We start from the raw sequence: 17,668 nt of genomic DNA, 5'->3' as shown, positions 1-17,668 counted from the left end.
TTTTTGTGATGGGAGCGCGCCCGCGCCTTATTTGGCCGGCGCCGCTCCGGCCTTGGCGGCCGGCGCAGCGCTGGCGGGCACGGCGCCATCCTCGATCGCCTCGGGATGCATGGGCCGGCGTGCATAGCGCTGGGCCAGCACGGCGCAGACCATGAGCTGCAGCTGGTGGAAGATCATCAGCGGCAGCACGATGGCGCCCACGGCGCTGGACTCGAACAGCACCTTGGCCATGGGCACGCCGCTGACCAGGCTCTTCTTGGAGCCGCAGAACACCAGGGTGATCTCGTCCTCCTTGGAAAAGCCCAGGCGGCGCGCCGTCCATGACGTGATGACCAGCACCAGGGCCAGCAGGATGGACGACAGCAGCAGCAGGCCCAGCAGCGCGGGCAGGGGCGTCTGCTGCCACAGGCCGCTGATGACGGCGGCGCTGAAGGCCGTGTACACCACCAGCAGGATGGAGCCCTGGTCCACGAACTTCACGCGCTTGGCATGGCGCGAGATGAAGCCGCCGATCACGGGCCGCAGCAGATGGCCCAGCACAAAGGGCAGCAGCAGCTGCAGCGCGATCTTGCCGATGGCCTGCAGCGCGTCGCCCCCTTCGGCGCTCTTGTGCAGCAGCATGCTGACCAGGATGGGCGTGATCACGATGCCCATCAGCGTGGAGGCCGATGCGCTGCACACGGCAGCGGGCATGTTGCCGCGCGCCATGGCCGTGAAGGCGATGGCCGACTGCACCGTGGCCGGCAGCGTGCACAGGAAGAGCACGCCCATGTACATCTCGGGCGTGACCAGGGGCTCCAGCACGGGGCGCAGCGCCCAGCCCAGCAGGGGAAAGAGCACGAAGGTGGCGGCAAAGATGGTCAGGTGCAGGCGCCAGTGGCCTATGCCGGCAAAGATGGCCTCGCGCGAGAGCTTGGCGCCGTGCAGGAAGAACAGCAGGCTGACCATGAGCGTGGTCGCCACCTCCAGCCATTGCGATACGGCGCCCGAGGCGGGCAGGAAGCTGGCCAGTGCCACGGTGGACAGCAGCATCAGCGTGAAATTGTCAGGGGCGAAGCGGGGGCGTGCCATGGGAAAACTCTCTCCAACTAACTATCGGTTCGTGCAGCCAGGCTGCAAGGCCCCGATTGGACGCCACGGCCATTGAAAAGAGAAATGGATTTATCTGATGGTTTTATAATTTTTCCGTATGAATATCAGCCTGCGCCAGCTGCGCGCCTTCCTGGCCGTGGCGGAAAGCCGCAACTTCAGCCGCGCCGGCGAGCTGATGGCGCTCACCCAGCCCGCCGTCAGCCGCAACGTCACCGAGCTGGAGCAGGCCCTGGGCGTGCAGCTTTTGCACCGCACCACGCGCGAGGTGGAGCTGACCGACGCCGGCCGACTGCTGCAGGGCCATGCCACGCGCGTGCTGGACGCGCTGGATGAATGCCTGCTCGAAGTCAGCGGCCTAGCCACCCAGCGCCTGGGCAAGGTGCGCGTGGCCAGCAGCCCCACGCTGTCGGCGCATCTGATGCCGCGCTGCATTGCGCGCTGCCGCGAGCAGGCGCCGGGCATCGAGCTGCTGCTGCTGGACCGCATCCAGAGCGACGTGCTGCAAAGCGTGCGCAGCGGCGAGGTGGACTTCGGCGTGGTCATCGACCCGCAAGGCCGCGACGACCTGTACTGCGAAACCATACTCAGTGAACCGTTCTGCCTGGTCTGCCCGGCCACGCACCGGCTGGCCCGCAAGCGCCAGGTGGCCTGGAGCGACCTGGCCGGCCAGCCGCTGGTACTGCTGGACCACGCCTCGGGCAGCCGCCGCCTGATCGACGCCGCGCTGCAGGCCCACGACGCCGAGGCCGCCGTGGTCCAGGAAGTCGGCCACACCACCACCATCTTCTGCATGCTCCAGGCGGGCCTGGGCCTGAGCGTGGTGCCGGAACTGGCCGTGCCGCAGACATGGCGAATTCCCGCGAGTGGCGCCGCCCCCGACGCCCTTGCCAGCCGCCCCCTGCTGCCGCGCGTGCAGCGCGACATCATGCTGGTGCGCCGCCGCCAACGCGAACTGTCGCCCGTGGCGCAAAGCGTGTGGGATTTGATCAGGGGGGAGGCGGGACAGCTGTGAGGCTCGCGTTGCAGGCTGCCGCATACGGCCGTATCGCCTCGCGCACGCGGTCCAGCACCAGTGCGTGGGGCGAGGGTGCCAGCCGCCCGGCGCGCACGGCCTGGTATTGGGCTGGGAGGAACTGGCTGAGCATGTTCTCGGGCAGGGCGCAGGCGGACAGGTTGTCCAGCAGCCGCGCCACGGCGGCGTTCACCGTGGGGTCGGCCCAGTAGTAGCGGATGCGGTCGCTGTAGCTGTAGATGCGCAGCAGCCTTTGGGCGCCGGGATCGGGCTGCTCGCCGCGGTAGTAGCGCTCCCAGTTGGCGGGGCGGCCCAGCATGGCCGACTCCAGCACGGCGGGCAGGTGGGAGCGCTGGGGTGCATCCACGAGCTGCTCCTCGATGGCGGCCAGCGCGAACAGCGCCTCGCGCAGCGCAAAAGTGGCGCCGGGCCCGACCTTGAGGATGGCAAAGCCGTCCTGCACCAGCTGGCGCAGGGCCTCGGGCCGCTGGTAGTCGGTGGAGTGGGCCTCGAAGACCAGTTGCGGATGCTGGCGCAGCAACTGCCGGAGGTCGGCTGCCCCGGCTGGCGCGTAGTCCACCACGCGCGTGTGATCGAACTCCACGCCCGGCTGCACCACCAGCGCGATGATGCGCGGCCAGACAGCGTCCAGCCCCTGCTGCGCGAAGACGTCGCGGTGCACCTGCAGCGTGCGCTGGGCGTCGGCGCGCGCGGTGACTTCCACATGCTCCAGCGCATGCGCGGCGCCACCGGGCACGGGGACTTCGGTGCCGATCACGTAGGCCGGGCCGGGCGCGGGGCAGGTGCTGGCCTGCTCGGCCGCCTGGCAGAGCAGGGCGGCGCGGCGGGCCACGGTGGCGTCGTCCAGTGCCTGGGGGTCGTCTGCGCAGGCCATGCTGGCGTCCAGGTGCAGCTTCACGAAGCCGGCCGCCGCATAGGCGTGTACCAAGTCCTGCGCCAGGTCCATGGCCTCGGCGGCAGGCAGATGCGTCCACGCCGTGGGGCCCAGGTGGTCGCCGCCCAGCAGCACGCGGTCTGGCGGCAGGCCGCAGTGGTCGGCAATGGCCAGCACGAAACGGCGAAAGTCGGCGGGCTGCATGCCGGTGTAGCCGCCGAACTGGTTGACCTGGTTGGCGGTGGCCTCCACGAGTAGCGGCGTGCCGTCGTCCAGCGCCTGGTGCATGGCGGCCTCGATGACCAGGGGATGGGCCGAGCAGATGGAGTAGATGCCGAGTGCGCCGTTCGCGCCGCCAGCGGCTGCTGGCGCCTGCCCGCAGCGTGACTGTGCCAGACGGGTGAGGTGGGTGAGCATGGTTTCAGCCCTCCATCACCGCATGCCGCAGGTGCTGCGGCTGTTGTGCCAGCAGCGCGTCGAGCCCGGCAAAGCCGGAGGTCCCCTCCATCGGCCCCTTGCTGGAGACGGCGAGCGCGCCGGCCGCATTGGCGTAGCGCAGCGATTGCAGCGCGGTCTTGCCCAGGCGCCGGCAGGTGATGAAGGTGGCGCCGAAGCAGTCGCCCGCGCCCGTGGGGTCGGCCACGTTCACGCGGAGGGCGTCGAGGTCGATGCGCTCGTCGGCACTGAAGTAGCTGCAGCCGTCGGCGCCGCGCTTGACCACGATTTCGCGCACGCCGCGCGCAAAGATCTCGGCGATGGCGCCGGCCTCGTCGGCCGAGCGGGCCAGCTGCGTGACCTCGTGGCCGCTGGGCAGGAAGATGTCGGTGAACTCCAGGATGTAGGCCAGGGCTTCGCGCATTTCGGGGATGCGCAGCATCTCCTTGCGCACGTTGGGGTCGAAGGACACGGTGCCGCCCTGGGCCTTGACGATCTCGATGGCCTTCTTCATGGCATCGATGATGCGAAACGAGAACAGCGACGAGCCCATGACATGGAAGTGCGCGCAGTCCTTGAGGACGGCCTGGTTGACCTGCTCGGGCTGCAGCTGTGCCGAGGCGCTGTTGGTGATGTTGAAGATGAAGTCGCGCTCGCCGCTGTCGCGGTAGGTGACGAAGGCGCTGCCCGTGACGGCGCCCTTGCACACGGCGATGGCGCTGGTGTCCACTCCGTCGCGGCGCAGGCGGTCGATGTTGAGCCAGCCAAAATCATCATCGCCCACGCAGCCGATGATGGCGGCCGGATGCCCCAGCCGGGCCACCTGGTCGATGAAGATGGCGGGCGCCCCGCTGGCATAGGGCCCGGTCAGCGGCCCCGGCGCGCGAAAGCTCTGGCCTTTTCGCTCGGCCATGATTTCGACGAGGATCTCGCCCATGGTCATGATGGATTGCATGCTCTCCCTCCCTTTGGAATCAAACCCCGTGCGCCGTTCGCTGCACCGCCGGCCCATGCGTCAGCGCCTGCGCCTGCTGTGCACATCAATGCACACGGCCACCAGAATCACGCTGCCCTTGACGATGAGCTGATAGAAGTAGGGCACGCTCATCAGGTTCATGCCGTTGTTGATGACGCCGATCATCAGCGCCCCTATCAAGGTGCCCGCAACGCTGCCGTGGCCTCCGGCCAGGCGCGTGCCGCCCAGCACGGCGGCGGCAATGGCGTCCAGCTCCCAGCCCATGGCCGCGTTGGGCTGGGCCGAGTACAGGCGGGAGGTGAGCAGCAGGCCGCCCACGGCCGCCATCAGTCCCGACAGCATGAAGATGGCGATCTTCAGCTGCCCCACCCGTATGCCCGCATAGGTGGCCGCCTCGGCATTGCCGCCTGCCAGATAGGTCTTGCGGCCAAAGACGGTACGGGCCAGCACGAAGTGGTTGGCGGCCAGCAGTGCGGCCAGGATCCAGATGGGCACGGGCATGCCCAGCCATTCGCCGTTGCCGATCCACAGAAAGGCTTCGCTGTCCACCGGCGCCGGCATGCCGCCCGAGACGATATAGGCCAGACCCCGGAAGATGCCCATGGTCGCCACCGTCACGATGAAGGACGGCAGATGCAGCAGCGCCGACAGCGAGCCGTTGAGCGCGCCCAGCAGCAGGCCGCACAGCAGCACGGCGGGCAGCACCAGGGCGGGCGCCAGGCCCTGGCCCAGCATCAGGCCGGCCACGCTGCCTGCCAGGGCGACCACCGATCCCACCGAGAGGTCGATCTCGCCCAGCAGCAGCACATAGGTCATGCCGAAGGCCACGATGGCGATGATGGACACCTGCAGCAGCACGTTGCGCAGGTTGCCGGCCGTGAGAAAGGCGGGCGACAGCAGGGAAAACAGCGCCACCAGGCCGGCCAGGCCCATGAGCGTGCCGGCGTGGCGCCGCAGCGGCTTGCAGGCATGCCGCCAGCCATGCCTGCCGTCATAACGCCGGTCGCCGGGAAGGCGTTCTTCGGGCGCGCCCGTGGCGGGGAGGCCCAGGTCGGAATGGTTCATGGCAGTCCTGCTCCGGTGGCGTGCGCCATCACGGTCTCCTGGCGCAGATGAAGGGTGTCCAGGCTCTGGACCAGGCGCTTGTTGCGCATGACCAGCAGCCGGTCGCTCAGGGCCAGTGCCTCGGGCAGCTCCGACGACACCAGGATGACGGCGGTGCCGGCCGCTGCCAGCTCGCGGATCAGGGCATAGATCTCGAACTTCGCGCCCACGTCGATGCCGCGCGTGGGCTCGTCCAGCACCAGCAGCCGGGGGCGCATGGCCAGCCATTTGGCGAACACGATCTTTTGCTGGTTGCCGCCCGACAGCTGGCGCACGGGCTGCTGCAGGCCGGCAACGCGTATCTTCAGCCGCTGCACGCAGGCGCGGGCCAGCGATTGCTCGGCGGCCTCGTCGGTGAGCAGTGCGCCGCCGCGCCCGCTGTGCACCTGCACCATGCAGATGTTGTGCTGCACGGACTGGTCCAGCACCAGGCCTTGCTCCTTGCGGTTCTCGGTCACGAAGGCCATGCCCTGGCCAATGGCGTCGGCCGGCGAGCGCAGGCGCAGCGGCCGGCCGTGCATGAGGATGCTGCCCGTGCAGCGGTGCATGCCGAACAGCGCATCCATGACATCGGACCGGCCCGAGCCCACCAGCCCGAAGAAGCCCACGATCTCGCCCGCGTGGACCTCGAAGTCAATGCCTTCGAAGCGCCCGGCCAGGCCCAGCCCGCGGACCTGTAGCAGGGCGCGCGTGCTGCGGTCAGGGGCGGGGCCGCGCGGCGGATAGATGTCCTGCATCTGGCGCCCCACCATGAGCGCGATCAGCGCCCCGATGTCGGTCTCGTCCCGCGCCAGGGTGCAGATGGAGCTGCCATCGCGCATGACGGTGATCTCGTCCGAGATGCGCATGATCTCGTCCATGCGGTGCGAGACGTAGATGATGGCGCGCCCCTCGGCCTTGAGGCGGGCGGTGAGGGTGAAGAGAATCTGCGCCTCGCTGTCGCTGAGCGAGGACGTGGGCTCGTCCATGATGACGATGCGCGAGGGCTGGGCCAGCGCCTTGGCGATCTCCACCAGTTGGCGCTGGGCCAGCGACAGTTCGGCCACCTGCGCGTTGGGGTCCAGGTCCATGCCCAGTCGGGCCAGTAGCGCGGCGGCGTCGCGGCGCAGTGCGCGGCGGTCCACGCAGCCGGCCCGCTGCGGGAGCCGCGCGGCAAACAGGTTGTCCGCCACGCTGAGGTTGGGCGCCAGGCTCAGCTCCTGGTGAACGATGGCGATGCCGTGGCGCTGCGCATCGCCGGGGCTGCCGAGCCGGGCCTGGGCGCCGGCCACCAGCAGCTGTCCGCCATCGGGCCGGTGTACGCCGGCCAGGATCTTGAGCAGGGTGGATTTGCCGGCCCCGTTCTCTCCCAGCAGCGTGTGCACCGTGCCTGCGCGCAGGCGGAAGGAAACGCCTTTGAGTGCCTGCACGGCGCCAAAGGATTTGGCCAGTGCCCGGGCCTCTAGCATGGGGGGCGGCGCAACGGCGTCGAGCATGGCACGGCCTGGGCGGCCGTGTGCAGTGGGGCCTGGCATGGCGGGCTCCGCAGGTCCATTTACCTGGCGGCAGCCGTGTACACGCCGGGCAGCACGGGGTGGAGTTTTTCCACCGGCTTGCCCGACAGCAATTGCGCGGCAAGGGCCACGGATTGCAGTCCCAGCTGGTCGGGGTACTGGCGGATCACGCCCACGAAGGCCGGTTCGCGGTCCACGGCTGCGCGGGCCTCGGCCATGCCGTCAAAGCCCACGATCTTCACCTGCTCCAGCTTTCTGGCGGCCTTGACGCTGGCCAGCGCGGCCAGGGCCGCATCGTCGCCAAAACCGAAGATGCCTGCCAGGTCGGGGTGGGCCTGCAGCATGTTCTGCGATGCGGACAGGGCCTCGGCGCGTGTGATGCCGGGTTGTACCGAGACGATCTTCATGCCGGGGAAGGCCGCGATGGCCGACTTGAAGCCCTCCACGCGATCGACCACGGACTGTATGGACGGGTAGTGCAGCACCCCGATCTGGCCCTTGCCACCCGTGGCGCGGGCCATGAGCTGGCCGGCGAGCACGCCGCCGGCGCGGTTGTCGGTGGCCACGTGCGAGGCCACTTCCACCCCGCTGGCCGCAATGTCCACGGTGATCACGGGTATGCGGGCGGCAGCGGCCTTGAGCACGGCGGCCTTGACGCCGCGTGAATCCACGGGCGACAGGATGATGGCATCGACCTTCTTGCTGACGAAGTCCTCCACATCGGAGATCTGCTTGCCCAGGTCCTGGTTGGCAATGCTCAGGTCCAGCTTCAGCCCCTGCCGCGCGGCTTCCTGCTGCATGGCCTGGGCCAGCTCCAGGTAGAACGGGTGCTGCTGCGTGAGCAGGGACACGCCGAGGGTGCGCGCGGGGCCGGGGCCCGGCTGTGCAAGCACCGGGCTGGCCGGCAGGCCGAATGTGAATGCGCCGGCCAGCATGCGCCGGAGAAACGTGTTGCGGTCCATGGCGGTCTCCCTCCCTCTGTCGTTGTGGAAAAACTCAGCTTCTGGCGAACTCGATGCGGCCCTCTGCCTTGTGGGTGGCCTGCAGCCGGTGGCGTGCCAGCAGATCGAAGGCGCCGGGCTCCATGTCCTGGTGCGCGCACAGGCCGTCGAGTTGAGCGATGTCGCAGACCGGGTGTCCGCCCGAGGTGCTGTCCAGATCCAGTGCCAGCGCCACGGCCTTGGCGCTGTGCTCCACGGCTGCCGCGTACAGCCGCGCGGCGCCCGAGTCGCGGCACAGCAGGCGGTTGCGCTCGTCGATGCCGCAGATCTCGAAAAGGCAGATGTCCAGCGGCCGGCCGCGCAGGCCCGTTTCAGCGCCGGGGCCGATGAGGCAGGGCTCGTCGCCGGCCAGCGAGCCGCCCGTGACGTGGATGGCGCAATCGAGAAACTGCCGTGCCGTCGCCACCATGGACAGGTCGTGCAGCGTCAGCGCAATGCCCTGGCGGCTGGCCAGCAGCGGCAGCACGCGGTGGGTGATGCGTCCGCTGCCCAGGAAGACCGAGGCGTCGTCCTCGATCCAGCCCAGCGCGCCCTGGGCTACCTGGGCCTGTGCCGGGCCTTGTGCGGCGGCGTGGGCGCCGGGCAGCTCGGCCGCCGTCTTGAGCAGGGCCGGGTTGTAGCGCGCCTTGCCGAAGGCGCGCACCACATAGCCCTGCTGCTCCAGGTAGTGCAGGTCGTTGCGGATGGTGACGGTGGAGACGCCGAAGAGCACGCTCAGCGCCTCGACCCGCACCTCGTCGGTCTTGCGCGCCAGCTCCACGATCTGCAGCCTGCGCTTGAGTGAACTGTTGCCTTGTTCCTGCATGGATTCTTTCGATTCGAAAGTCTTCTATTTCGTATCGAAAGTTTCCCTGCACGCAAAAGCTGCGTCAAGCGCACCCAGGGTATTCACCAGGGATTGCCTGGCCTGGAAGGTTTACCGGCTGGCCGCGCTCAGGGGCACGACCACGGGCCGCTGCAGCTGAGACGTCCAGGCCCGGTAGGTGCGGTGGGCCAGGGCGTGCAGCACGGGAATGCGCAGGTCCAGGTGGCGCAGGATCTCGCTCTCGGTCTGCGCCGCGGGGCCGCGTGCGCGCAGCAGCTCGTCATGGCCTTCGGCGCACCAGGCAGCCACGCTGGCGGCAGTCACCTCCATGTGGCCCTGGAAGGCCCAGTGCCGACCATGTCGAAAACCCTTGTTCAGGCAATGGCTGCCGTACATGGTGCGCACGGCGCCGCGCGGGATCTCGAAGGTGTCGTAGTGCCAATGGAAGATCGTGGCCTCGCGCGGCAGGTCCATGAGCTGCTGGGCGGCAGCCGTCACCCAGATGCGGCTCCAGCCAATGTTGGGGCAGGGGTTGCGCCAGACCCTGGCGCCCATGGCGCGCGCCAGCATCTGCGCGCCGAAGCAGTGGCCGAGCACGGGAACGTCATGCCGCAGCGCGTCGGCCAGCAGGGACTGTTCATCCTCCATCCAGGGCAGGCCCTCGTTGACGCAATGGTTGCTGCCCAGCACCACGATGCCGCTGTAGTCGGCGGCATGCACAGGGGCTCTGCCATCGAGGGCGGGCTGCAACATTCGGTAGGGAATGCACTGCTGCTCCAGGTGTTCACGCAGAACGCCGGGGCCCTGGGTGGATTCGTGCTGGAGGATGGCGACAGGTCTCATGGCGGCGCGGCTTCATCGGGAAGCCATTTGTTGTGAGGCCTTGACTCTAGGGACGGCTGCCTCAAGGGCGGATTGTGTTTGCGCACAACGCCATCAAGGCCGCATCAAGGCCGCCCCATGCCTTGCGCAGGCCCAATGCAAAAAGGCGCCACGGCCGTGGCGCCTTTGATGGTGGCAACTACGTCAATCGTGGTGCCGCCCGGAGCACTGCGGGCCCGGCTGCCTGCCACGGCGGCGCAGTCCCAGCGCCGCCGCGCCCAGCAGGAGCAGGGAGGCCCAGGCCCCGCCCACGGGGATGGCTGCGACGGAGTCGCTGCCTGGGGCATCGCCCGCGCCAGGCGTGGTCTTGATGGTGGTCGCAGTGCTTGAGTCGACATCGCCCGTCGCCTGGGTTTGGGTGACCGTGATGGTCACCGATCCCTTGGGCAGGCCGCTCACGTCCGTGGCAGGAGTGGTCCAGTGGCCATTGCCATCGCAGGGCACGGTCACCACTACGGCCTTGGGTGCCGTGCCGATGGTCACCGTCACGCTGCCACCGCCGGCCGTGCAGGTGCCAGAGAGGATGTAGCCGCCCTGGTTGCCCGCGTCTATCGGGGGAGGATTCACTACCGTGACCGAGGGCGTGGTGGGCGGCGTGGTATCGACCTTGGTGACCGTGGCATCGGCCGTGCCCGAATTGCCGGCGGCATTGGTCTGAGCCACATGGATGCCCACCGTGCCCGCAGGAAGTGCGCTCACGTCGGTGGCGGGGGTGGTCCAATCGCCATTGCTGTCGCAGGGCGCAGTGGCCACCACCGCGTCGGGCGCCGTGCCTATGGTCACCGTGACGTTGCCTGCGCCGACTGTACAGGTGCCAGAGAGGATGTAGGCGCCCTGGTTGCCGGCATTGATCTGGGGCGCGGTGCCCACTGTGACCACAGGCAGCGTGGTGTCTGCCTTGGTGACGGAGACATTGGCGGTCCCTGTATTGCCAGCCGCATCGGTCTGGCTGGCCTGGATGGGCACCGTGCCCGCAGGCAGCCCGCCCAGGTCGGTGGCGGCAGTGGTCCATTGGCCGTTGCTGCCGCACGCTGCGATGGCTTCCACGGAGTTGGGCGCCGTGCCGATGCTCACCCTGACATCGCCATCGCCGGCCGTGCAGGTGCCCGAGACGGTGTAGCCGTGCTCATTGCCGGCATTGATCGCGGCTGCGTTGACTACCGCGACCACGGGTGCCGTCGTGTCCGTGGCTGCGGCTGTGGTCTTGGTGGTGATGACACTTCGCGTGCCGGTGTTGCCGGCCGCATCGGTCTGGATGGCCGTGATGTCCACCGGACCCTGGGGCAGGCTGGCCACATTGGCAGCCGGTGCCGTCCAGGCTCCGGCTGCATTGCAGGCCGTCGTCATGGCCACGAACTTTGGGGCCGTGCCGATGGTCACCTTCACATTGCCATCGCCCGCGGTGCAACTGCCTGCGACGATGTAGGCGTCCTGGTTGCCTGCATTGATCACCGGGGACGTGGTGATGTCTACCGCAGGTGGCGTGGTATCCCCTTCCACTGCGGTGCAGTCGGCAAGCGAGGCTTGCGAATGGCCGAAGACGAGGTTGACGTCGGCGAAGGTGGGTATTTTTGCGCCAATGCGCAGGGCATTGACTTCCATTCCCCCATCCACGGGAGTTTGCTCATTGAAAACGATTTCCAGGATTCCGGCATTCAGTCCGGTATTGGGGGATGGATTCAGTGGAATTGAGATGGGGACGCCGAGCACGGAGATGCCCAGATTCTCGATGGTCGCGGCCCCGGTGGGCTGGACGGCGCCATTGACGCAGGTTGCCTGCACTTGGGACTGCAGCACATCGGCCTTGATGGCCACGACGCCAGCGATTGACAGGTTGACGTCGCTGATGCCTGCGGTTGTTTCAACGCGGTTTTGCGCCAGCGAGCTCCCGGTGCTTGCCGAAAGCACCCCCGCCTTCAATGAAATCAAGCTGTCGGTGGCGGTCCCGATGTCTGCAGCAAGCATTTTCCCGGAGACATTGAACGCCGGCGGCGCACTTTGCAGTCCGGTATCTACCAGCGGGATATCCAGCCCGAGGTCTACCAATGAAACGCCGGCCTTCGCTTCCAGCGCATAGCCGCGACCTTGCCCTGCCGAGGCGGCCCATGCGGTGCCACCCGTCCCCAAAACGATTGTGCAGCTGGCTGCCATTGCCGCCGTAAAGCCGGCCAATTTCCGTCGATTCCCCGTGCCATGCTTTTGCATTCCATCGCCCTTTCATGAGTTCCTGAATTGAATGACCATCAAGCCGATGAATGGCTTGCCTGTTTTCAAAATCGGAATCTAAAGGGTTGATTGGGTTCTGTATCGATTTTTTTGATGGGAATCGGATTTTCAGAGTCGTCTTAGGATTATTGAATAAATGGGATTTATCCTAGGAATGGGTTATTTGAGATCGGATGTTTCTGATTGATTATGAAAATACCGTTTTTCAAGAGCTTCTGAGAAGTGTCCTGACCTGGCTTTCAAGGCGGTTGGCATGCCCCCCGCTGTTTGTCCTGCGCAGCAATTCGCCTGTGGCCTTGCGGCAGGGTTGGACAGGTGCGGCCCAGCACGCCGGGGGCGCAGCCGGGGTGCGTTACGGCTTAGGTGATTGCCTGCCCAGGCGCAGCTCGCTGACCAGCACTCCGCCCACGATCAGCACTGCCCCCAGGATGGCCAGCCCCGGCAGCCGGTCGCCGGCCATGCGTCCCACGATGCCGGCCCAGACCGGCTCGCTGGCATAGATCACGGTCGCACGCGTGGGCGACAGGGACTTTTGGGCCCAGTTCATGGTCAGCTGGATCAGGATGCTGGCGCAGGCCATGGCCACGGCGGCCGTCAGCCAGATCCACGAGAAATCCGGCACCGACTCGCCAGCCACGGGCATGGCCAGCAGCGCCATGGTGCCGGCCGCCAGCAACTGCACCGTGGTCACGCGCCGCGCATCGACCTTGCCCGCGAAATGCCCGATCAGGAGCACCTCGGCCGCAATCGCCAGCGTGCTCAGCATGGTCGCCATCTCGCCCACGTTCAACTCCATTCCCCCGGACTCGGGCCCCGCCACCAGCACCAGGCCCGTGAAGGCCAGGCCGATGCCTATCCAGCTCATCAATCGCGGCGGCTTGCCCATCACCAGCCATTGCAGCAGGGGCACGATGGGCACATACAAGGCGGTCAGAAACGCCGACTTGCTGCTGCTGATGGTCTGCAGGCCGAAGGTCTGCAGGCCATAGCCCAGAAAGATGCTGGCGCCGATGGCCGTGCCTGCGACCAGCTCGGTGCGCGTGAGCCCGGCCATGACCTTGCGGAACACCAGCAGCCCGATCAGACCCGCCGTGACGAAGCGCAGGCCCACAAAGAACAGCGGCCCGCTGTGCTGCATGGCCAGGTGGACCACGAGAAAGGTGCCGCCCCAGACCATGGTGACGGCAATGAGGGCAAGCTCCTGCCGGCTGAGCAGCGGCGTGCGCGAACTGTGAGAAGATGACGTGTGCAACATATTGCGCAGATCATATGAGAAATATATTGCACAGCGCTGGCGGGCGCTCCGATGTCCTGGCTTTCGTCAGCGAAAACCTGCGCCGCCTTCGCCAGCGTGCAGGACTGAGCCAGGCGGCCCTGGCCGAGGCCGCAGGCCTGAGCCGGCGCATGGTCGTGCAGCTGGAAGGCGGCGACACCAATATCAGCCTGTCCAGCCTGGATCGGCTGGCCGATGCGCTGGGCGCCAGCTTCATAGAAATCGTCAGCGACCCGGCCGCGCAGCGCCTGCGCATGAACGCCATGGCCTGGCGCGGCATCCGGCCCGAAAGCCAGGCCATGCTGCTGGGCAGCGTGCCTGCCACGCGCGAGGCTCAGCTGTGGTCCTGGTCCCTGGGCCCCGGCGAACGCTACCAGGCCCAACCCGACCCGGAAGGCTGGCATGAAATGATCGTCGTGGTCGAAGGCCGCCTGCTGGTGGACCTGAGCGAAGGCCCCATGACCATCGAGGCCGGCGACTACGCCATCTACGGCAGCGCCCAGGACTACGCCTACATGAACCTGCACGAAGGCGTGACGCGGTTCATTCGGAATGTGATTTCCTGAGGGCGCTGCAGCGGTCTGTGCCGTGCTTTGAGCAAGGTACCGTCGTCAGTGAAATGCGGTGGCCTGCGGTGCCACTTCAGACTGGCCGTTGAAGAAATACACAAGATCGGATGCAGTCATGACGCGGCCGTAGTAGGGGTTGGACTGCGTGCCTTCCAGTGACCTGCCCGAGCGACGTGCAATGGCTGTCGCAACGCTCATGTCCAGATCATCACCGTCCAGGCCGAGCTCTTCCTCAAGCCGGTCGGATCCGCGGACAGGAAAGCTCTTTTGGTAGCTGAGCAGTTCTTCCTGAAGCTGTTCATACACAGCGCGGATTACCAAAGGATCTGTGCTGCGCAAATCGAAGGAACGGGCGAAGCCGCAGATCGACTCGCCGTTGCGGGTGGCGGCAAGCGCCTGCAATCTGGTTTTCTCGCGGTTGTTCGACCATGCTCCGCAACTGACCAATGCAGTGACTGTGAGAGCTGTGGCAGCCGGATGAGCCACGGAAAGAGTGCCTAGGGCGCACGCCAAGATTGCAATGAGGCTCCAGAAAGCCAAGCGCTGCAAAACGCCGGGCACGGTGCCCGGTACCGTGCGGGCGGGCGAGGGAAGCTGTCGGCGAGAAGATCTGCGCATGGAGAGAATGCAGCCCGTGAACGGATGCAGGAAGAAAACGATTCTTCGTGGCGATCATAGATGCTCAGCGGCTGGGCGCAAGGAGGCATGGATTGCCACAGGCGATGGCCCCAGCCCATGCACCCTTGCGGCCGTCCCTCTGAACAACGCCTTGTCTCCCATACACCGGCTATGGAATGCTGCCGACCTTGCAGGTGCGCCGTCCTTGCAATTTCGCTCTTTGCTCTGTATTCCTGGGGTTGATACCTAATGTCTAAGCATGTATAGACAACTAAAGTCATCCCATACCAAGGAGATGCAAATGAGGCGAGGCAGACTTTTCCGGGGCTGGTACATCGTGGGCGCCGTCCATGTGCTGCTGGCGCTGATCTTTGGCGCGGCCTATTCGTTCGGGGCGTTTTTTGCCAGCATTCAGACCCAGTTTGGCGCCAGTAGTTTTTCCACGGCCTCCATCTTTTCCCTGACTGCCCTGATCTACTACGGCGTGGGCGTGTTCTCGGGGGCCTGGAGCGACAGGACCTCGGTACGCACCGTCACCTCGGCCGGCATCGTGCTGCTGGCGCTGGGCTTTGTGGCCAGCAGCCTGCTGTCCTCATCGCCGGTGCTGTTCCTGGGCGCCTTCTGCATTCTGGTCGGCCTGGGCGTGGGCCTGGTGTATGTGCCCGCCGTCTCCACCATTGCGCGCTGGTTCGTGCTGTGGCGCAGTTCTGCCTCCGGCATCGCGCTGGCGGGCACCGGGCTGGGCACGCTGCTCGGCCCCGTGGTGGCGGGCGCACTCATGGAGCACCTGTCCTGGCAACTGACCATGCAGGTATATGCCGCAGCCATCGCACTTACTGGCCTGGCGGCGGCGGCGGTCCTGCGCGGCCGGCCTGAGGAGCTGGGGCTGCATCCCGACGGCGTGCCGCCTTCGGGTGACCCTGCCGCCGGGCAGTCCGCCCAGGGCATGGACCTGGCCCAGGCGGCGCGGCAGGCCCGTTTCTGGTGGTATTTCGCGGCCATCTTTCTGGGCTCCATCGGCCTGTTCCTGGCGCTGATCCACATCAACCCGCTGGCACGCCAGCAGGGGTTGTCTGTCGCTCAGGCCAATGGGCTGATCGGGCTGATCGGCGTGGGCAATGTGCTGGGGCGCCTTGCGCTGGGCCGGCTGGGCGACAGGATGGGGGCGCTGCGTTTTCTGCTGGTGCTCACCGTGTCCCTGGCAGTGCTGTGCGGGCTGTGGGCCATGGCGCGAGGCTTCGTGGCACTGGCCGGTTTCGCGCTGGTGTTCGGCGCGGCCAACGGCGGCTGCATCGCGCTGTATCCGGCTGTCGCCGCGACCTGGTTCGGCACGCGGAACCTGGGTGCCATCCTGGGGGCGCTCTATGTGGCGGTCGGCATTGCTGCCGTGGCTGGGGGCAGCCTGGCAGGCTGGCTGTTCGATGTCTGGGGTGGCTATACGCCATCCATCCTGCTGGCGGGTGGCAGTGCCGCGCTGTCGGCTCTTGCGGTGTGGCGTGCCGAATGCGCCGGGCGTGATGGCAGGGGCTGACAGGCAGGCCCGCGAACCAGATGGCTGCGGGCCCGGGTATGGAAAAGCCGATGCCCTGGGGGCGTGCCTGAGAAGTATTGAGAGGGAGGGAGGAGAAAGACCTCAGGCTCGGCGGAAAGCGGATGCCGTCAGTATGCCCATCAAAGCTCGAAAAAGCTCTATGGCGAGCGGCTCGCACGGATGGCCGCAGCGTGATCGATTTTGAGGACGCAGTGGGCCTGGCCACGCTATGTCGAAGGCTGCCGGTCACGCCAATCTTGCGCCTGTGAGAAGCTTCTCTGTGTGATGTCGATGTGGGCTGGTGCGTGGAAAGGCGATTGCCTCCAGATCAAGACATCTTCGTTGTCGCAGGGGCGCTGCGGCGTAAATCGCAGATCATCGGGTAAAGAGCTATCGGGAGCAGGAAGTAGGTCAATAGATATCTGTATTCCCCGGCGCTGGAGAAGAGAAAAATCGCGAACAACTGCAGAATTAGAGAAGCATAGATAACCAGATGGTCGGCCTTCAAGCGTTTCCATGCCATTATGGTGGCAACAGCCAGCATGGCCATGCCGAAAAAAGGTGACCAGAGAATAAACCTGTATTTCCATGAAATGGAATTGAGAAGGGTGATCCATTTGCTAAGAAATGGAGGGGGCGACAGCTCTGAATAATAATCCTGGAAATTCTTCAGAACATAGCTCTTTGTCTCTGCCGTGGGAAAGTGGCCATCAGCCAAGGCGGAAACCATAAAGACATTGACCCGGCTTGACAGGAATGCGGGAATATTGTGCCAGAGATTGTATCTGGAAAACTCCTTGATCAGGATCTCCTTGTCCTCTGGGAGTATTGTAAGAACGTTCGGTGAGTTCGGTTGGTGTACAAGAGAATCCCAGTAGTCTCGATCGTACCAATCGTTGAATTTCTGAATGCCACCGTATTTTTCAAGTACTTCGACGGTGGTCTTGGAGACATTGTATGCAGGCAGGCCGAAGGCCACGGAAAACGGGCGTGGTTGAACAAAGTTGGCTGTCTCGAAAATAACCAATGGATAAGTGGCCTCTTGTGGCTTTCCTGCTTGATGCAGAGTCAGGAACGTGGATGTCAGAGTCCAGAAAATGCCGATTGTGGCGATAATGATGCGGCCGAATCGATCTGTTTTGAATAAAAGATATATAAAAGGTATCAATAATACTATCCCATTCGACCTTGCGAAGATGGCGAAAGGCATGCATAGAAAAATAACGAAAGCGGAGAAGGATGTGACTTTAGAACGCCTCAGGCATATCCATATTTCGAAGATAAATCCAATTCCGCAAATGGCAAATGGTCCGTCCGGGTAGAGCATCCCGGAAAAGTTCAGGATGTGAGGTGTTGCAACAAAGAAAGCAAAAAATATGGCAGATCGCAGTATTCCGTGGTTATTGTAAATGTAGTGGATTATTCTGGAGAAAACGAATGCAGAAACCATCATCTGCAGTGTTGTGATCGTGCCAATACTGCTGTTCAGTGCCAGTGCCAGCTTGATAAAGCCTATCCATATCGCTGTTTTTCCAACCGATATATTTCCTGTTTTATCTGTTGCCTCCATCAAGGCGGCCATGCTGTCATTGCCCAGATTTCCTGGCCAATTGCCATATATCCAGATCCCATAGATAAGAGATATCAATGAGAATATCGTAAGGAAACCTTTGTATTCTCTATGGGTGGTTGTTTTTTCTCTCAAGATAGTGCAAGGTTATCGAGTGATGCTCACGGCATCTTACACCCGCTCTGC

General features: G+C 65.2%; 15 protein-coding genes. 3 read left to right on the top strand and 12 right to left on the bottom strand.

All coding sequences use genetic code 11. The features are described 5' to 3' along the window. Positions 1 to 27 precede the first annotated feature (27 nt). Positions 28 to 1,071, bottom strand: coding sequence for a bile acid:sodium symporter family protein (locus ACF8O7_RS13170; protein WP_312840625.1), 1,044 nt, complete (start codon positions 1,069 to 1,071; stop codon positions 28 to 30). A 118-nt stretch (positions 1,072 to 1,189) separates the two neighbouring features. On the opposite strand from ACF8O7_RS13170, the gene ACF8O7_RS13165 reads away from it, so the two are divergent. Further along, positions 1,190 to 2,104 (top strand): LysR family transcriptional regulator, encoded by a 915-nt coding sequence (locus tag ACF8O7_RS13165; protein WP_312840624.1) that lies wholly within the window; start codon positions 1,190 to 1,192, stop codon positions 2,102 to 2,104. Here the strand turns inward: ACF8O7_RS13165 and ACF8O7_RS13160 are convergent. From ACF8O7_RS13160 to ACF8O7_RS13120, 9 genes are all read right to left on the bottom strand, one after another. After that, positions 2,079 to 3,416, bottom strand: coding sequence for a D-tagatose-bisphosphate aldolase, class II, non-catalytic subunit (locus ACF8O7_RS13160; RefSeq protein ID WP_392443487.1), 1,338 nt, complete (start codon positions 3,414 to 3,416; stop codon positions 2,079 to 2,081). The genes ACF8O7_RS13165 and ACF8O7_RS13160 overlap by 26 nt on opposite strands. Before the next feature lie 4 nt (positions 3,417 to 3,420). Next, entirely contained in the window at positions 3,421 to 4,389 is a 969-nt protein-coding gene (locus ACF8O7_RS13155; protein ID WP_016448082.1) for a sugar kinase, read from the bottom strand. A 60-nt stretch (positions 4,390 to 4,449) separates the two neighbouring features. Continuing rightward, positions 4,450 to 5,475, bottom strand: a complete 1,026-nt coding sequence (locus ACF8O7_RS13150) for an ABC transporter permease (protein ID WP_392443485.1) — start codon at positions 5,473 to 5,475, stop codon at positions 4,450 to 4,452. Further along, complete coding sequence (locus ACF8O7_RS13145) at positions 5,472 to 6,989, bottom strand: sugar ABC transporter ATP-binding protein (protein ID WP_392443483.1); 1,518 nt, start codon at positions 6,987 to 6,989, stop codon at positions 5,472 to 5,474. Before ACF8O7_RS13145 ends, ACF8O7_RS13150 begins: the two co-directional genes overlap by 4 nt. A 59-nt stretch (positions 6,990 to 7,048) precedes the next feature. Beyond that, entirely contained in the window at positions 7,049 to 7,969 is a 921-nt protein-coding gene (locus ACF8O7_RS13140; protein WP_151019788.1) for a substrate-binding domain-containing protein, read from the bottom strand. A gap of 34 nt (positions 7,970 to 8,003) precedes the next feature. Further along, positions 8,004 to 8,813, bottom strand: a complete 810-nt coding sequence (locus ACF8O7_RS13135; RefSeq protein WP_392443481.1) for a DeoR family transcriptional regulator — start codon at positions 8,811 to 8,813, stop codon at positions 8,004 to 8,006. Between the two features lie 111 nt (positions 8,814 to 8,924). After that, a complete protein-coding gene (locus ACF8O7_RS13130; RefSeq protein ID WP_016448076.1) occupies positions 8,925 to 9,656 on the bottom strand; it encodes a type 1 glutamine amidotransferase in 732 nt (243 codons plus the stop codon). Positions 9,657 to 9,839: 183 nt separating this feature from the next. Continuing rightward, entirely contained in the window at positions 9,840 to 11,297 is a 1,458-nt protein-coding gene (locus ACF8O7_RS13125) for a hypothetical protein (protein WP_227469599.1), read from the bottom strand. A 976-nt stretch (positions 11,298 to 12,273) separates the two neighbouring features. Beyond that, positions 12,274 to 13,176 carry a DMT family transporter gene (locus tag ACF8O7_RS13120; RefSeq protein WP_016448074.1) on the bottom strand — a complete coding sequence of 301 codons (903 nt, stop codon included), beginning with the start codon at positions 13,174 to 13,176 and terminating at the stop codon, positions 12,274 to 12,276. 14 nt (positions 13,177 to 13,190) lie between these two features. Between ACF8O7_RS13120 and ACF8O7_RS13115 the strand changes: the two genes are divergently transcribed. Next, entirely contained in the window at positions 13,191 to 13,760 is a 570-nt protein-coding gene (locus tag ACF8O7_RS13115) for a helix-turn-helix domain-containing protein (protein WP_126313222.1), read from the top strand. Positions 13,761 to 13,805: 45 nt separating this feature from the next. On the opposite strand, the gene ACF8O7_RS13110 is transcribed toward ACF8O7_RS13115, so the two are convergent. Next, complete coding sequence (locus ACF8O7_RS13110; RefSeq protein WP_016448072.1) at positions 13,806 to 14,381, bottom strand: hypothetical protein; 576 nt, start codon at positions 14,379 to 14,381, stop codon at positions 13,806 to 13,808. Positions 14,382 to 14,682: 301 nt separating this feature from the next. Here ACF8O7_RS13110 and ACF8O7_RS13105 point away from each other — a divergent pair, with 301 nt between their 5' ends. Beyond that, positions 14,683 to 15,912 (top strand): MFS transporter, encoded by a 1,230-nt coding sequence (locus ACF8O7_RS13105; protein ID WP_016448071.1) that lies wholly within the window; start codon positions 14,683 to 14,685, stop codon positions 15,910 to 15,912. Between the two features lie 328 nt (positions 15,913 to 16,240). Here ACF8O7_RS13105 and ACF8O7_RS13100 read toward each other — a convergent pair whose 3' ends face one another. After that, positions 16,241 to 17,494: a hypothetical protein gene (locus ACF8O7_RS13100; RefSeq protein ID WP_016454644.1), complete on the bottom strand. Its 1,254-nt coding sequence runs from the start codon at positions 17,492 to 17,494 to the stop codon at positions 16,241 to 16,243. Between the last annotated feature and the right edge of the window lie 174 nt (positions 17,495 to 17,668).

Source organism: Delftia sp. WSY_16, assembly GCF_043104415.1.
Lineage (GTDB): Bacteria > Pseudomonadota > Gammaproteobacteria > Burkholderiales > Burkholderiaceae_C > Comamonas > Comamonas tsuruhatensis.
The sequence above is the reverse complement of the archived record's forward strand: the minus strand, read 5'-3'. Positions and strand labels throughout refer to the sequence as shown.

Coding starts and splice junctions, on each gene's coding strand:
- ACF8O7_RS13170 (WP_312840625.1), bottom strand. CDS start 1,071: ATGGCACGCCCCCGCTTCGCCCCTGACAATTTCACGCTGATGCTGCTG.
- ACF8O7_RS13165 (WP_312840624.1), top strand. CDS start 1,190: ATGAATATCAGCCTGCGCCAGCTGCGCGCCTTCCTGGCCGTGGCGGAA.
- ACF8O7_RS13160 (WP_392443487.1), bottom strand. CDS start 3,416: ATGCTCACCCACCTCACCCGTCTGGCACAGTCACGCTGCGGGCAGGCG.
- ACF8O7_RS13155 (WP_016448082.1), bottom strand. CDS start 4,389: ATGCAATCCATCATGACCATGGGCGAGATCCTCGTCGAAATCATGGCC.
- ACF8O7_RS13150 (WP_392443485.1), bottom strand. CDS start 5,475: ATGAACCATTCCGACCTGGGCCTCCCCGCCACGGGCGCGCCCGAAGAA.
- ACF8O7_RS13145 (WP_392443483.1), bottom strand. CDS start 6,989: ATGCTCGACGCCGTTGCGCCGCCCCCCATGCTAGAGGCCCGGGCACTG.
- ACF8O7_RS13140 (WP_151019788.1), bottom strand. CDS start 7,969: ATGGACCGCAACACGTTTCTCCGGCGCATGCTGGCCGGCGCATTCACA.
- ACF8O7_RS13135 (WP_392443481.1), bottom strand. CDS start 8,813: ATGCAGGAACAAGGCAACAGTTCACTCAAGCGCAGGCTGCAGATCGTG.
- ACF8O7_RS13130 (WP_016448076.1), bottom strand. CDS start 9,656: ATGAGACCTGTCGCCATCCTCCAGCACGAATCCACCCAGGGCCCCGGC.
- ACF8O7_RS13125 (WP_227469599.1), bottom strand. CDS start 11,297: ATGGAAGTCAATGCCCTGCGCATTGGCGCAAAAATACCCACCTTCGCC.
- ACF8O7_RS13120 (WP_016448074.1), bottom strand. CDS start 13,176: ATGTTGCACACGTCATCTTCTCACAGTTCGCGCACGCCGCTGCTCAGC.
- ACF8O7_RS13115 (WP_126313222.1), top strand. CDS start 13,191: ATGAGAAATATATTGCACAGCGCTGGCGGGCGCTCCGATGTCCTGGCT.
- ACF8O7_RS13110 (WP_016448072.1), bottom strand. CDS start 14,381: ATGCGCAGATCTTCTCGCCGACAGCTTCCCTCGCCCGCCCGCACGGTA.
- ACF8O7_RS13105 (WP_016448071.1), top strand. CDS start 14,683: ATGAGGCGAGGCAGACTTTTCCGGGGCTGGTACATCGTGGGCGCCGTC.
- ACF8O7_RS13100 (WP_016454644.1), bottom strand. CDS start 17,494: ATGGCCGCCTTGATGGAGGCAACAGATAAAACAGGAAATATATCGGTT.